13 protein-coding genes are annotated in these 14,975 nt (G+C 37.4%); 6 read left to right on the plus strand and 7 right to left on the minus strand.

The annotated features are described in order from the left end of the window. Window positions 1–3: 3 nt before the first annotated feature. Both DKG77_RS02300 and DKG77_RS02305 read right to left on the minus strand, forming a co-directional pair. Entirely contained in the window at window positions 4–447 is a 444-nt protein-coding gene (locus tag DKG77_RS02300; RefSeq protein WP_109659794.1) for a DinB family protein, read from the minus strand. A gap of 12 nt (window positions 448–459) precedes the next feature. Then, window positions 460–1,464 carry a sugar phosphate isomerase/epimerase family protein gene (locus DKG77_RS02305; protein WP_109659796.1) on the minus strand — a complete coding sequence of 335 codons (1,005 nt, stop codon included), beginning with the start codon at window positions 1,462–1,464 and terminating at the stop codon, window positions 460–462. A 136-nt stretch (window positions 1,465–1,600) separates the two neighbouring features. Between DKG77_RS02305 and DKG77_RS02310 the strand changes: the two genes are divergently transcribed. Further along, window positions 1,601–3,319 carry a GMC oxidoreductase gene (locus tag DKG77_RS02310; protein WP_109659798.1) on the plus strand — a complete coding sequence of 573 codons (1,719 nt, stop codon included), beginning with the start codon at window positions 1,601–1,603 and terminating at the stop codon, window positions 3,317–3,319. Further along, on the plus strand, window positions 3,319–3,972 hold the full coding sequence (locus DKG77_RS02315) for a gluconate 2-dehydrogenase subunit 3 family protein (RefSeq protein WP_109659800.1): 654 nt from the start codon (window positions 3,319–3,321) through the stop codon (window positions 3,970–3,972). Before DKG77_RS02310 ends, DKG77_RS02315 begins: the two co-directional genes overlap by 1 nt. Window positions 3,973–4,128: 156 nt before the next feature. Here DKG77_RS02315 and DKG77_RS02320 read toward each other — a convergent pair whose 3' ends face one another. Both DKG77_RS02320 and DKG77_RS02325 read right to left on the minus strand, forming a co-directional pair. Then, complete coding sequence (locus DKG77_RS02320) at window positions 4,129–6,606, minus strand: ribonucleoside-diphosphate reductase subunit alpha (protein WP_109659802.1); 2,478 nt, start codon at window positions 6,604–6,606, stop codon at window positions 4,129–4,131. Between the two features lie 136 nt (window positions 6,607–6,742). Continuing rightward, a complete protein-coding gene (locus DKG77_RS02325; RefSeq protein ID WP_109659804.1) occupies window positions 6,743–7,729 on the minus strand; it encodes a ribonucleotide-diphosphate reductase subunit beta in 987 nt (328 codons plus the stop codon). A gap of 921 nt (window positions 7,730–8,650) precedes the next feature. On the opposite strand from DKG77_RS02325, the gene DKG77_RS02335 reads away from it, so the two are divergent. Continuing rightward, a complete protein-coding gene (locus DKG77_RS02335; RefSeq protein ID WP_109659808.1) occupies window positions 8,651–9,385 on the plus strand; it encodes a LytR/AlgR family response regulator transcription factor in 735 nt (244 codons plus the stop codon). 165 nt (window positions 9,386–9,550) lie between these two features. Continuing rightward, window positions 9,551–11,368, plus strand: coding sequence for a tetratricopeptide repeat-containing sensor histidine kinase (locus DKG77_RS02340; RefSeq protein ID WP_109661392.1), 1,818 nt, complete (start codon window positions 9,551–9,553; stop codon window positions 11,366–11,368). Here DKG77_RS02340 and DKG77_RS02345 read toward each other — a convergent pair. Further along, entirely contained in the window at window positions 11,358–11,930 is a 573-nt protein-coding gene (locus DKG77_RS02345; RefSeq protein WP_109659810.1) for a DUF3109 family protein, read from the minus strand. The genes DKG77_RS02340 and DKG77_RS02345 overlap by 11 nt on opposite strands. A 119-nt stretch (window positions 11,931–12,049) precedes the next feature. Between DKG77_RS02345 and DKG77_RS02350 the strand changes: the two genes are divergently transcribed. Next, complete coding sequence (locus DKG77_RS02350; protein ID WP_109659812.1) at window positions 12,050–12,628, plus strand: MarC family protein; 579 nt, start codon at window positions 12,050–12,052, stop codon at window positions 12,626–12,628. Between the two features lie 17 nt (window positions 12,629–12,645). Beyond that, window positions 12,646–12,849: a hypothetical protein gene (locus tag DKG77_RS02355; RefSeq protein WP_109659814.1), complete on the plus strand. Its 204-nt coding sequence runs from the start codon at window positions 12,646–12,648 to the stop codon at window positions 12,847–12,849. Here DKG77_RS02355 and DKG77_RS02360 read toward each other — a convergent pair. After that, window positions 12,846–14,474, minus strand: a complete 1,629-nt coding sequence (locus DKG77_RS02360; protein WP_109659815.1) for a S41 family peptidase — start codon at window positions 14,472–14,474, stop codon at window positions 12,846–12,848. The genes DKG77_RS02355 and DKG77_RS02360 overlap by 4 nt on opposite strands. 15 nt (window positions 14,475–14,489) lie before the next feature. Continuing rightward, window positions 14,490–14,927 carry a deoxycytidylate deaminase gene (locus DKG77_RS02365; protein ID WP_109659817.1) on the minus strand — a complete coding sequence of 146 codons (438 nt, stop codon included), beginning with the start codon at window positions 14,925–14,927 and terminating at the stop codon, window positions 14,490–14,492. Window positions 14,928–14,975: the final 48 nt, after the last annotated feature.

Below are 14,975 nucleotides of genomic sequence, written 5' to 3' on the forward strand. Positions count from 1 at the left end.
GAGTTATCTTTTGTATAAAATATAATCTAAAGGTTCTGGCTCAATTCCGGCCATGCGAAAATCCATCAAAATTTGTCCTCTATGGTGAGTGGAGTGGTTTACTATATGGAACAGGATATCCTTGAGCTCATTGGCAAAGGTTCTTCCCTCGCTGTTTTCATAATCTATTCTTTTGGTAAAATCATCCGCATTGGTGATGATCTCAAAAGAGGTTCTTTGGTTATCATAATGGATATCCTCCCAACTTTCAACCTTATGTTCTTGCCAAACACTAAAATCAATTGGCTTTCCCACTATCCTATGATTCCATATATGGTGGGCATTTAAAATATGGCTAAATAATTTTATACACTTTTCCGAAGTGTTCCCCATTGCCATACATTGCTCAATGAGCTTTTTGTTGCAATAGAAATTGTAATCAAAATGTTGGTGTAAAAATCCCTTCATAAACCCAATGTTTTATGCAGACAGATCAAGCAATTTGTTTAACAAATTTTTCGTGGCGATTATTCCTTCTTCCTCACTAAGCTGGTCTCCTTCATATTCTACTCCAACGTACCCTGAATATCCTGCGTCTTTAATGATTTTTATCATTCGTTCATAATCTGTATGTGTCTCATTACCTTGATCATCAAAATCGTGGGACTTGGCACTTACAGCTTTAGCGTATGGCATTAGTTCACTTATTCCTTTATATCTATCGTATTCTTCAATACAAGCAGTATCAAAATATGATCCATCTTCTCTTTTGGTACAGAAGTTGCCAAAATCTGGAAGCGTTCCACAATTAGGGAGGTTCACTTTTTCTATAACCTCAACCAGCATGGTTGCATCTGAAGAAAATCCTCCGTGGTTTTCAACAATCACATTAATGTTTTTATCCTTAGCATAGCTAGAGAGTTGGGAAAGTCCATCAATAGATGCCGGAGTCCATTCTTCGGCTATCTTGCTGCCCATTAAGTTCACTCTAACGGAATGACATCCTAAAGCCGCTGCAGCATCTACCCACTTAAAATGATTTTCTACCGCAGCTTTTCTTTCTGTTTCATCCGCAGCGGACAAATCTCCTTCATGATCAATCATGATAATCAGATTCTCCAAGCCATGTTTTTCACTCTCTGCTTTTGATTTTTCTACGAATTTGTCCATAGCTTCTTTGGAAAAATCAGCAGCCTTAAGTTCATCCTCATATAACTGACTTACATATTCCAAACCAGAAAATCCCCAGCCCTTGGCTTTTTCAGCAAATTGGTAGGGATCTAAGCCCTCTTCCCTAATCATTCGATGAATGGACCATTGTGCCAACGAAAGCTTGAATATTTGCTCTGGTATGGCTGGTGTTTCTTCTGGCATTTCCGTATCTGTTATTTCTTTTTTCTTGCTTTGTTTACATGCATATGCACCCAACAGTGAGACTGCAATTCCAGCTTGGGCACCATTTTGAATAAAATTCCTTCTCTTCATAAGGGCAAATTGTATAATATTAAATAGAATTAAAAAACTACAACGTTATAGTAACGAATTCTCAATAAACATAGGGATTAAATGTAGAAAATTAATTTAATAATTAATACATTTATGGAATAAACAATCCTATTAAATGAGTAAATTTTATTACAACGAAGAGCAGGAATCATATGATGCCATTGTAGTGGGAACGGGCATTAGTGGTGGTTGGGCTGCTAAAGAACTATGCGAAAATGGACTAAAGACGTTGGTCTTGGAGCGCGGTCGTATGGTAAATCATATTACTGACTACCCCACGGCAAATTTAGACCCTTGGGATTTTCCAAATAATGGAGAATTGTCCCCAGAAAAGATGGCAAGACAAGAGAAACAAGCCCGAACTGGTTATACCGTAAAAGCTCCTCATCATTTCTGGTTTGTAGATGACATAGACCATCCTTATAATGAAACAAAACGTTTTGATTGGATGCGAGGATATCATGTAGGTGGACGATCATTATTGTGGGGCCGTCATAGCTACCGCTGGAGTGAAATTGATTTCGAGGCGAATAAAAAGGAAGGTGTTGCTGTTGATTGGCCCGTTAGATATAAGGACATTGCTCCCTGGTACGATAAAGTTGAAAGTTATATAGGAGTTTCAGGAGAATTACTGAATTTGCCACAATTGCCAGATGGGCAATTTGAACCTATGATGGAATTAAATTGTGTGGAACAACAAGTGCGTGAACGTGTTGCGGATAATTTTGATGGTCGTGTTATTACGGCAGGTAGAGTTGCCCACATTAACAGTGATAAAAAATTTGACGGCCTAAACCGTAGCTCTTGTAAATTTAGAAACAGATGTGTAAGAGGTTGTCCTTTTGGCGCATATTTTAGCAGCAACTCTTCTACACTACCTGCTGCGGAACGTACCGGCAACATGACCCTTCGTCCAGATTCCATTGTACATGAGGTAATCTACGATCAAGACACAAAAAAAGCAACTGGGGTCAAAGTTATAGATCGTGTTACCAAAGAAGAATTTGAATTCAAGGCCAAGGTAATTTTCCTTTGTGCTTCTGCCATTGCATCCACTTCTATTTTAATGCAATCTAAATCAGATAGGTTCCCTAATGGAATGGGTAACGATTCAGGAGAATTGGGTCATAATATTATGGATCATCATTTCAAGGCCGGTGCTAGAGGTAAAGTAGATGGTTTTGAAGACAAATATTACAAAGGAAGAAAGCCGAACGGAATTTATGTTCCCCGTTTTAGGAACTTGGGAGGCAGTAGTAATATGAAAGAATTTACCAGAGGCTACGGATATCAAGGTGGTGCCGGAAGAGGTGATTATGAAGCCGCCATTGCAGAAGTTTCCCATGGAAAAGAGCTTAAAGATGCTATACTTAAACCAGGAGGTTGGAATATGAACATGTTAGGCTTTGGAGAAATTTTGCCTTATCATGAAAATAAAATGAGCTTGGACTATGACCAAAAGGATCAATGGGGTCTTCCTACGGTAACTTTTGATGCCGAGATAAAAGAAAATGAGCTAAACATGCGTAAGGATATGCAGGAGCAAGCAGCATCAATGCTTGAAAAGTCTGGTGTACGTGATGTTGAAACTTATGATGAAACTTACGCTTTAGGCTTAGGAATACATGAAATGGGCACTGCCAGAATGGGTAGAAACCCTAAAACTTCTGTGTTGAACGGATACAACCAAGTACATGCCGTTAAAAACGTTTATGTAACTGATGGTGCCTTTATGACATCTGCAAGTTGTGTAAACCCATCATTGACCTATATGGCTTTTACAGCAAGAGCTGCCAACCATGCAGCACAAGAACTTAAAAAAGGAAACATATAATGGAAAGAAGAGTCGCACTTAAAAATATGGGGTTGGCCTTTGGCTATACTGTCGCTGCTCCAACCCTTTTGGGAATAGTACAAAGTTGCAGTAGCAAAAAAGTATTGGATTGGACACCTGAATTCTTTTCTAAAGATGAAGGAACGGTCATGCATACACTTGTAGATATCTTATTGCCCAAAACTGACACTCCTTCCGCTACGGAAGTAAATGTGCATATGTTCATAGATAAGTTTGCAAATGAAGTGCTTCCTATAGAACATCAAGATTTTCTTAAGATGGGAATGAACAATTTTACAAATAAGGTTTTAGCTTCAGCCCAAAAAGAGGCACTTTCAGAATTGGATGAAGAAGATTTAGAGCCTGTTTTTGCAACGTATCTAAAGAAAAGAACAGATGAAGTAGAAGAAGCCCATGAAAAAGCTTTAGAAGCCTACTTTATGGCTGTTGAAAAAAACGACGGAAGCGCTGTATTGGATGAGGAGATTTCATGCTACAGCTTTGCCAATTCTTTAAGAGATATTTCTATTTGGTCTTATAAAACTTCGGAATACGTTGGTGAAGAAGTTCTAGCTTACCTCCCTATTCCTGGTGAATATATAGCCTGTGAAGATGAGCAAACCCTCACCCAAGGTAAGGCCTGGTCTTTATAGAACCTTGAAAAATTATTAAAAAAGCCCCTTAAAAGGGGCTTTTTTTATTGAATTTCTAATTCAGAAAAATACCTCGGAAGTTGTTCTATGTGGGGTGAACTTTCCCGAGGCATTTGTTCAATAAACACTATCACATGCTGATAAGTTCAGCACAAACTACGATCCACACATTAAGCAGTCATCGTCCGCTTGGCCTTCTTTGGCCCGTGCAATCATTTCTTTCATCTCTTCGGCTGTCATGGGCTGTATGTCCACTTCTTGCTGACCTGCAGACGAAGCTTCTACCTTAAGTTCTTCTGCAGCCTTAGGTGTTGCCGCCACAACTTCTGCTTCTGCAGCTACACTAATAGGAACTTCTTTCTTCTTGGTGTTGTCCAACGTGAACTTGATAGCATCTACCGCAGCCTTGGTTCTTAGATAATACATTCCTGTCTTAAGTCCACTTTTCCAAGCATAAAAGTGCATAGAAGTAAGCTTGGAATAATTTGCATTCTCCATGAACAAGTTCAAAGACTGACTTTGATCAATAAAATAGCCCCGCTGTCTACTCATGTCAATGATATCTTTCATGCTAAGTTCCCAAACGGTCTTGTACAGTTCTCTAATTTCCTGCGGAATAGTTTCTATATGTTGAATAGATCCGTTAGCACGCATCAATTCTTGTTTCATGTTTTCGTTCCAAAGGCCTAGGTTTACCAAATCTTCCAACAGGTGCTTGTTTACCACAATAAACTCACCAGAAAGTACTCTTCTCGTATAAATGTTAGAAGTATATGGCTCAAAACACTCATTGTTCCCAAGTATTTGAGAAGTAGATGCAGTTGGCATTGGAGCTACCAATAAGGAGTTGCGCACTCCATTTTTCTTAACTTCTTTTCTCAATTTAGCCCAGTCCCAACGTCCAGACAGCTCTTCGTCCTTAATGCCCCAAAGGTTATGTTGAAATTCCCCTTGTTCAATTGGAGAACCCTTATAGGAAGAATATGGTCCATCCTCTTTTGCTTGCTCCATAGAAGCCGTAACTGCAGCAAAATATAGGGTCTCAAATATCTCTTGATTCAGTTTTTTGGCTTCATCACTCGTAAAAGGTAATCGTAACATGATAAACGCATCTGCCAAGCCCTGAACTCCAAGACCAATTGGTCTATGGCGCATATTGGAATTTTCAGCTTCCTTAACCGGATAGTAGTTTCTATCTATTACCTTATTCAAGTTCTTGGTCACCCTTTTTGTAACCTTAAACAATTCTTTGTGGTCAAACTCCCCATTTTTTATGAACATGGGCAGCGCGATGGAAGCCAAGTTACATACCGCTATTTCGTCTGGAGAGGTGTACTCCAAAATTTCTGTACATAAGTTAGAAGAACGGATGGTTCCCAAATTTTTCTGGTTGCTCTTACGATTAGCAGCATCCTTGTACAACATATAGGGCGTACCAGTTTCAATTTGAGATTCTAATATTTTTTCCCAAAGTTCACGTGCTCTTACCGTTTTACGGCCTTTTCCTTCAGCTTCGTATTTTAAATATAATTCTTCAAACTCTTCACTATGATGAGTAAAAAGCCCTGGGCATTCATTTGGACACATTAATGTCCATTCTTCATTTGCTTCTACTCTTTTCATGAAAAGGTCAGATATCCACATGGCATAGAATAAATCCCGTGCTCGCATTTCTTCTTTTCCATGATTCTTTTTCAAATCAAGGAATTCATAGATATCTGCATGCCATGGTTCCATATAGATTGCAAAACTTCCTTTTCGTTTTCCGCCACCTTGATCCACATATCTAGCCGTATCATTAAATACCTGCAGCATTGGGACAATTCCGTTAGAAGTACCATTGGTTCCCGCAATATAGGATCCTGTAGCCCTAACATTGTGAATAGAAAGACCTATCCCTCCCGCGGATTGCGAAATTTTTGCTGTTTGCTTTAATGTATCATAAATACCATCAATACTGTCATCTTTCATTGCTAAAAGAAAGCAAGAGGACATCTGTGGTTTAGGTGTACCGGAATTGAATAATGTTGGTGTCGCATGAGTAAAGTACTTTTTGGACATAAGCTCATAGGTCTCTATGGCTGAATCCAAATCATTTAAATGGATACCAATGGAAACGCGCATCAACATATGCTGCGGGCGTTCTGCTATTTTACCATTTAATTTTAACAAGTATGAACGTTCCAATGTTTTAAAACCGAAGTAATCGTAGCCAAAATCACGGTTATAAATAATGGTTGAATCCAATTTTTCAGAATTTTTGGAAATTACCTCATACACCTCATCGGATAAAAGTGGTGCCTCTTTACCGGTTCTGGGGTTTACGTATTCGTACAAATCCTTCATGGTTTCCGAGAAGGATTTTTTAGTGTTCTTGTGTAGATTGGAGACTGAGATGCGAGCAGCCAATTTTGCATAATCAGGATGCGTAGTGGTCATGGTGGCGGCAATCTCTGCTGCCAAATTATCCAATTCGGATGTGGTGACACCATCATAAAGCCCCTCTATGACACGCATAGCTACTTTTAGTGGGTCTACCAGTCCGTTAAGACCATAACACAATTTTCTTACTCTGGCCGTGATCTTATCGAACATGATCAGCTCTTTTCTTCCGTCTCTTTTTACTACATACATGTGGCTACAATTATTTAAGTGATACGTTTGTTGGTTATACCAGCATACATTTTAATTGGCGATGGAATACTCCAACGCACTTAGGTTAAGATGGCGAAAACACGATGGGGCAGTGTTTTCTTAAAGGTTGGTCAATCTAAAAATCAGCATCGAAACTGATTTTTTGTGCGTCTTCATCTTTTTCTTTGTTCAACACTCCTGCTTTCTGATATTCGGAGACACGCTTTTCAAAGAAGTTCGTTTTGCCCTGAAGCGAAATCATGTCCATGAAATCAAACGGGTTGGTGGCATTGTATACTTTTTCGCATTCTAATTCTACGAGTAACCTATCTGTTACAAACTCTAGGTACTGTGTCATTAGTTTTGAGTTCATTCCAATAAGACTTGCTGGAAGTGACTCAGTGATAAATTCTCTTTCAATGTTAAGCGCATCAGTTAAAATTGCAGTGATTCGCTCTTTTGGCACTTTATTGATCAAATGCTTGTTATGTAAATGAACTGCATAATCGCAGTGCATTCCTTCATCTCTAGATATTAACTCATTAGAAAATGTAAGCCCTGGCATTAGACCTCTTTTCTTAAGCCAGAAAATGGAGCAGAAAGCACCTGAAAAGAAAATACCCTCAACTGCTGCGAAAGCGATTAATCTTTCTGCAAAGCTTGGAGACTCTATCCAGTTCAATGCCCAATCTGCTTTCTTTTTGATGGCAGGAAAGTTTTCTATGGCCTTGAAAAGAACATTTTTCTCTTTTTCATCTTTCACATACGTATCTATTAGCAAAGAATATGTTTCTGAATGAATATTCTCCATCATAATTTGAAATCCATAGAAAAACTTTGCTTCGGCATATTGTACTTCGCTAACAAAATTTTCTGCCAAATTCTCATTTACAATACCATCAGATGCAGCAAAAAACGCAAGTATGTGCTTTATAAAATAACGCTCGTCATCATTCAGCTTATTGTTCCAGTCCGTCAAATCTTCATGAAGGTCTATTTCTTCAGCAGTCCAAAAACAAGCTTCACATTTTTTGTACCATTCCCAAAGATCATGATGTTTAATTGGGAATATTACAAATCTATCTTCATTTTCTTCTAAAATAGGCTCAATGGCTGCTGACATAATTACTAGTTACAAAATTTATAATTTGGAAAGGAAACTTCCTTGTGAATAGGGCTAACAAAGATTCAAAAATGTAACCAGATTGTAAAGTTTGTTTTATTAAAACGAGTGTAAAGTTTTTAACACAACATGTTGAAATCTAGGTTCGCAAGTGATGTTCCTTGGGATTTTGGGATTACGGCTCAATTGAAGTTTTTTTGTCAAGATTCAACAATAACAAAAAAGACCAAAAAGTATATTGTAATATACTTTTTGGTCTTAATCTTTTATGAAAATTTGCTCTTAAAGCTACTTTATAGTACTGCATTACCAAACAGTACGGCCACTTTCAGCTTTAACCTTGGAATGTGCCTTAATCTTAGGTAGTTCCCCCGAAACCCAAAACCAAAACTCAAAACCTTGATATCGCTGAACATTTTATTTTGCAAGCAGTTTCTAAAATCAAGAGGTTGGTTGCCTGGCCGTACGTTTGTTTGTTGGTAATGTATATGAACTTGTGCTGTTGAAACATTCTAGTCTACGTTGACCACTTTGTCCCAATCTGACTGCATTTTTAATTCTTTGCTCTCTAACACAGCAGCGAATATTAGAGCAAATATCAAAATCACGAATAATACAACACATTTTCTCATTGGAGTATCATTTAAGGTTGTTTCTTAATTTTTGATAAAGCCAAATTATAAAAGAATAGGTTCCTCTGGACCTTGTATGTATAATCGGTTACATTTTATGTATAAATGGTTTTTGACTTTCTTGCTCATCTATAGCTTGTTGGAATGCGGGGTTCTTGGTTAGGAACTGTTCCACAAAATCTTGTTACGTTCCTTTTTTTACCAATTATAAGCGCTAAATGTCCATTAGCACATATTTTTAAATACCTTATACAGAATAATCCTAAATTTGAATTTGATAATATAAAGAATGTTAGAAGCAGTTATTGTAGATGATGAGGTAAAGGCTTTACAAAGCTTAAGTTGGGAACTGACCAACCTGAGTGATGAAGTTGACATAATTGCGTCTTTTACAGATGCTCATGAAGCTCTGGATTATCTTGAACGCAATACACCAGACTGCCTTTTTTTAGATATTGAGATGCCCGCAATGGATGGTTTCCAGTTCATAAAAAATCTAAAAAACAAAGATTTTCCCGTTGTTATTACCACGGCCTATAATCAATACGCACTCCAAGCTTTGAAAAACGAGGCTATTGATTATCTTTTAAAGCCTATTGACACAGATGACCTTCAGGTAACCATTTCCAAAATAAAAAAGTACAATACCAAAAATTTGACTATAGACAAATTGGAAAAAATCTTGTTGAACTTTAATGCGGAATCCCATAGTAAAAAGATAACAATAAATACAGATGGAAAATTATTGTTTCTAAATAGTGATGATATATTGTATGCTGAATCTGATGGAAACTACAGCACAATATTTTTAAGTGATGGCCAAAAAATTTTATTGACAAAAAAGCTAAAAGAAGTAAATAATCTTTTACCAGATACTAGCTTTTTTAGAATACACAATTCCTATATCATCAATTTAAACAAAATAAAAGAGTTTCTCAAAACAGACGGTTATGTGGTTTTGGAATCCAACCACAAAATTCCCGTTTCTAGGCAAAAGAAATCTGACTTTTTGGATATGCTATAACTTCCCAAGACACCTGTGTTTAAAAAACAAGCTATAAAGACCGAAAATCTACATCCACAAAAAAATATTATAGGATTATTTTTTTTCCTTTTTCTGGTTCCATATTGCATCTTCTCACAAGAAATTCCAGAAACATTTAAAAATAAAGCTCAAAGGCTTGTTCAAATGAAGCCTAAAACTTATCTCACATTGGACACGGAACTAAAGTCTGAAAAAAGAGATACCACACTGTTACGTTATTTTGCAAATTTGTGCCAAACAGAAAACTATCTAGAAGGACAGGCATATGCCCTTAATCAAATGGGGTCTAAGTATAGAAATATTTCTCAGTTTAAAAATGCCGCAGACCTTCATCAACAGGCCTTAGAAATTTCGGAAAAAGCCAATAATATTGAATTAGAGGTATTAAGTCTTAATATGCTCGGTGTTGTTTATAGACGTACAGATGCCATTAAAACAGCTTTGGACTATAACCAAAAAGCCCTAGAATTGGCCGAACAGGTAGAGAATCCATCGCACCATATTAAAAGAAGTATAAATGTTTCCCTTAACTGTATTGGACTCCTATATCGATCTCTGGAACAGTATGACCTTGCCATAACACAGTTTAAGCGAGCTCTTAAGTTTGAGGAAGAGCTTGGCAATAAATTAGGCTTGGCCATCAACCACCAAAATATTGGAGGTTGCCTTGAGGAAAAAGGAGATTTGGAGGGCGCCCTTGAGAACTTTAGAAAATCATTGGCCTATAACGAAGAGATTAATTCGGACTTTGGGCGTGTTTTATGCAAAAACAGCTTAGCTCAAATTTACCTTAAACAAGATATGCCCTATGCTGCTTTGGTCCTTTTAGAGCCGCTACATGAGCAATCAAAGTCAATAGGAGATTTTCTTGTGACCTCAGCAGTATTTATCAATACCGGATGGGCACATACCAAACTGGGAAATTTTAATAAAGCCGGCAGGTTCATTCAAGATGGTCTGGAAATGGCACAAAACCACAACATGCCCAGCAATGTTCTCTATGGTTATCAAAAGCTTTCAGATTTTGAGCGTGAAAGAGGTAATTATAAAAAAGCCTATGAATACTATAAAAAGGCAGATGAATATGATAATGAGATATCAAGCGCTACCAATTTTAGGTACATGAACGACGTCATTGTACGATATGAAGCCGACAAAAAGAACAATCAAATATCTGTGCTGGCCAAGGAAAATGAAATTGTGCGATTAAGGCTTAGAAAAAACCAGACCACCCTGTTGGTAAGCGCACTCATTGTTGGGCTGATTTCTTCCATACTTTATATTCTATATAGACAATACCAAAGCAAGAATGAGAAAAGAGTTCTTACCCTGGAACAGAACATGCTCCGCAGCCAAATGAATCCTCATTTCTTGTTCAACTCGTTGAACTCGATTAAACTTTACATCATAAACAACGAGCAAAAAAATGCTGTACATTACTTAAACAAGTTTTCTAAACTAATCCGAAAAATACTGGAAGCGTCCTCAGTAAAAGAGATTACTCTGGCCGAAGAATTAGAGACTATTGAGCTATACATGAATATTGAAAACATAAGGTTTTCCAATGAAATAGATTTCAAGATTTCGATGGATAGCAATATCAATCCAGACAGCATAAAAATGCCTTCTTTGGCATTACAGCCCTTTTTGGAAAATTCACTGTGGCATGGACTTTCACCCAAAGAAGGTGAGAAAATCATTCACTTGAATATCAAAAAGAAAAATCGCAATCATGTATCTATAGAAATAGAAGATAACGGCGTGGGGCGAGGTGCTGCACAGACCAATAAGGAAAACAGAGTGCTAAAAAGGAAATCTGTTGGCATTCGTATTACCAAAGAGCGCCTAGCCAACTTTTCCAAGGATTACCAAAACAACTTTGAAGTGGATATTGTTGATTTGTTCGATGAAAACGGCAATCCCAGAGGAACAAAAGTAATATTGGACATTCCTACCGTTTAGTATTCTCCATAGCTACTTCTTCCAATTCCTTGTACCAATCTTCCCCAAACTTTCTAATTAAAGCTTCCTTTACAAATTTGTACACAGGAACCTTCAATTCTTCTCCCAAACTACATGCGGGGTCGCAAATTTCCCACTTATGGTAATTAACAGCGGTGAATTCTGAATACTCTCGCGTTCTTACAGGGTACAAATGACATGAAACTGGTTTCTTCCATTTTGTTGCACCATCATTGTATGCCGCTTCCAATCCGCACTTAGAAATTCCACTCTCCGAAAAAACAACATATGCGCATTCGCTTTTATTAACCAAAGGGGTTTCCCATTCCCCATCCTCTCCCTTTACAAATGCACCTTGTTCCATAATGGCATCTATGCCCTCTGGTCGCAGATAAGGTTTAACATCTTTAAAGATGTCCACAAGAATTTCGGTTTCAGAGTCTTCCAAGGGAGCTCCGTATTCTCCATCTACACAACAGGCTCCTTTACAGGCATTTAAATTGCAAACAAAATCGTTACTTATGATCTCTTCAGAAACTATGGTTTTCCCTATTTGGAACATATTGCTCTTTGCTTTTTGGGCAAAGGTAATTTAAAACCTAAAATTGATGTTTTCTGTGCATTTATATAAAATCCAAACACACTTTTTACACGTAAATTTGCAAACATATTTAAAGCACCATGAATTTTAATATAAAGGAAATAATAACCGCGAGCATGATTCTTTTTGCTGTTATAGATATTTTAGGCAGTGTCCCCATCATTATATCATTAAGAAGCAAGGTAGGTCATATTCAGTCTGAAAAAGCTTCTATTGTTGCTGCTTGCATTATGGTGGCCTTTCTTTTTGTTGGAGAAAGCATACTGAGCTTGATTGGAATTGACGTGAACTCTTTTGCAGTGGCCGGTGCGTTCGTCATTTTCTTTTTGGCGCTGGAAATGGTTTTAGGCATTACTCTTTTCAAGGATGATGAACCGGAAAGTGCCTCTGTAGTCCCCATTGCTTTTCCCTTGATTGCGGGAGCTGGAACTTTAACCTCTATTTTAGCTTTAAGGGCGGAATATCATGTTGAAAACATTATAGTTTCCATTGTAGTTAATATTATCTTTGTATATATTGTTCTTAAGTCCAGTGCTAAAATAGAACGCTTTTTGGGCAAGAATGGACTTAGCGTTATTCGTAAAGTTTTTGGGGTAATCCTTTTGGCAATTGCGGTAAAGCTCTTTGCCACAAACATTAATCAGATGTTAGGGAACTAACAATATGTTTCTTATTTATGAACAAGACATTTAGTATCGTTTTAATCTTTTTGGCCTTAGGGTTAATTGCCTATAATGTCACATTAGTGGATTTTAAAAACCCTATACAAGGTGATAGTACCATTGCATTGATTGGTATTATAGCTTCCTTATGTGCTATAGTTCTTCTCTTGATTTTTATGACATCAAAAAAAATAGACAAAAAGCTTAAGGAGGATTAATCTTGTAGTTTAAGAGCCCCTACCTCAGATTGGTCAAAAATTGCAGCGTCCAATGCCTTGACTTTTTCAAGCATTGTATCATGACTTCCTTTAATTTGTGCCGATAGGTTGGGAGAAAATAATTGTTCTGCAATATTTGCCTTTAAGTATGCCTTTATTTTTTCCTCATAGGCATAGAAGTCCAGCTTTATTTTTCTGTTCAACACAAACTGAATGAATTCATCAAATAGTATGTCATCAATTTTGTAATCGTCCAAAAATTGATTTTTAGTGAAGTCGGAGTACCGTGTGCGGTCCTTTTCCAAGTGTTCAAAAATGAATCTAGAAAAGAACTCGTACGTATCATCCATACTCTCTATAGCTTCTTCTTCATTGCTGCCAATGGGGACAAAAACATCTGGAATAATGCCGCCTCCGCCGTATACAATCTTTCCTTTTGGAGTTTTAAATTTTAAAGAATCTGCCACTTTTATACTGTCAACAGAAATCAATTCTCCACTACTGTATCGTTCCATAAAAGTTTGATAGTAGTCTTTATGCCCTTTTTTGTATGATTTTTGAATAGAACGTCCTGTAGGGGTGTAATATCTTGAAACGGTTAGACGGACCGCAGAACCATCTCCTAAATCCATTTCTCTTTGAACCAGTCCTTTTCCAAAAGACCGTCTTCCAACGATAGTGCCTATATCATTATCCTGTAGAGCTCCTGCTATAATTTCACTGGCAGAGGCCGAACGTTCGTTGATCAACACATAGACCGGTTTATCCTCAAAATCACCTTTTTTGGTAGCAAAGGCCTTCTTTATTCTACCTTTTTTATTCTTTGTATAGAGAATAAGCTTATCATCTTCCAAAAATTCATCGGCCAATTTTTCTGCAATGCCGAGGTAACCCCCAGGGTTATCCCTTAAATCTAGAACTAGCTTTTCTGCCCCCCTTAACTTAAGTTTCCTGAGCGCATCTTTAAATTCTGCAAATGTAGATTCTGCAAAACGGTTGATTTTTATGTACCCCATGTCTCTGGAGAGCATATAGTAGGCATCAACACTTTTAATGGGAACTCTATCTCTGGTTACCGTAACGTTCAAGGTTCTATTTGTGGCCTTTCGGTATACCTTTAGGTCTACCTTGGTCCCAATCTTTCCCTTAAGTTTGGAAACAACAACATTATTTGGTGTTTTCTTCCCAAAAAGAGTATCGTTGTCCGCAATCAATATTCGGTCTCCCGGTTTAATCCCACTCATATAGCTTGGACCATTCTTAATGGTTCTAATAACGGTAATGGTGTCCTTGTACATATAAAAACTAACACCTATACCTACAAAATCCCCTTTCATATTCTCAGATACCTCCCTCATTTCACTTTTCGGGATATATACTGAATGTGGGTCTAATTTTCCTAAAATATTGTTCACGGTAACATCAACAATACTATCTGTATTTATTTCATCAACATATTCGTAATCAATATAGTCGATCAACCTGTTTAGCTTGTCCTTTTTAGAATTGGTAGAAAACAATTTTTCTGGGGTGTCGTCAAAATGCAGTTTCCCTCCTATAAAAATTCCCACAGCAATAGCAAGAGCGATTAGTGTAGGCAATATGTAGCTATATTTTTTCTTCATAACTTAAATGGTGGGTTATACCATTTCTTCTAAAATAGGTAAGTGATGGGTAGTTACTCCAGCACGTTCTAAGAACTTTAATCCAGAATCATCTTTATAAGCGGTCTGATATACAACACGTTTTATGCCAGATTGATGTATCAACTTACTGCATTCCCTGCAGGGAGATAATGTAATATATAATGTGGCGCCTTCACAGGATTGCGTGGATGACGCTACTTTTGAAATGGCGTTGGCTTCGGCATGCAGCACATACCACTTGGTATATCCTTCATCGTCCTCGCAAATATTTTCAAAACCAGTAGGTGTTCCATTGTAACCATCTGATATAATCATCCTATCTTTTACTATGATTGCTCCCACCTGTTTTCTATGGCAATAAGAGAGTTTTCCCCATTCTTTCGCCATTCGTAAATAGGCCTTATCGTACTTTTCTTGTTTACGCTCCTTCATACTTGGCAAATAACCAGATATTTAAATAAATATACCTGCTTTGGAAGA

Source organism: Flagellimonas aquimarina (genome assembly GCF_003149745.1).
Lineage (GTDB): Bacteria > Bacteroidota > Bacteroidia > Flavobacteriales > Flavobacteriaceae > Flagellimonas > Flagellimonas aquimarina.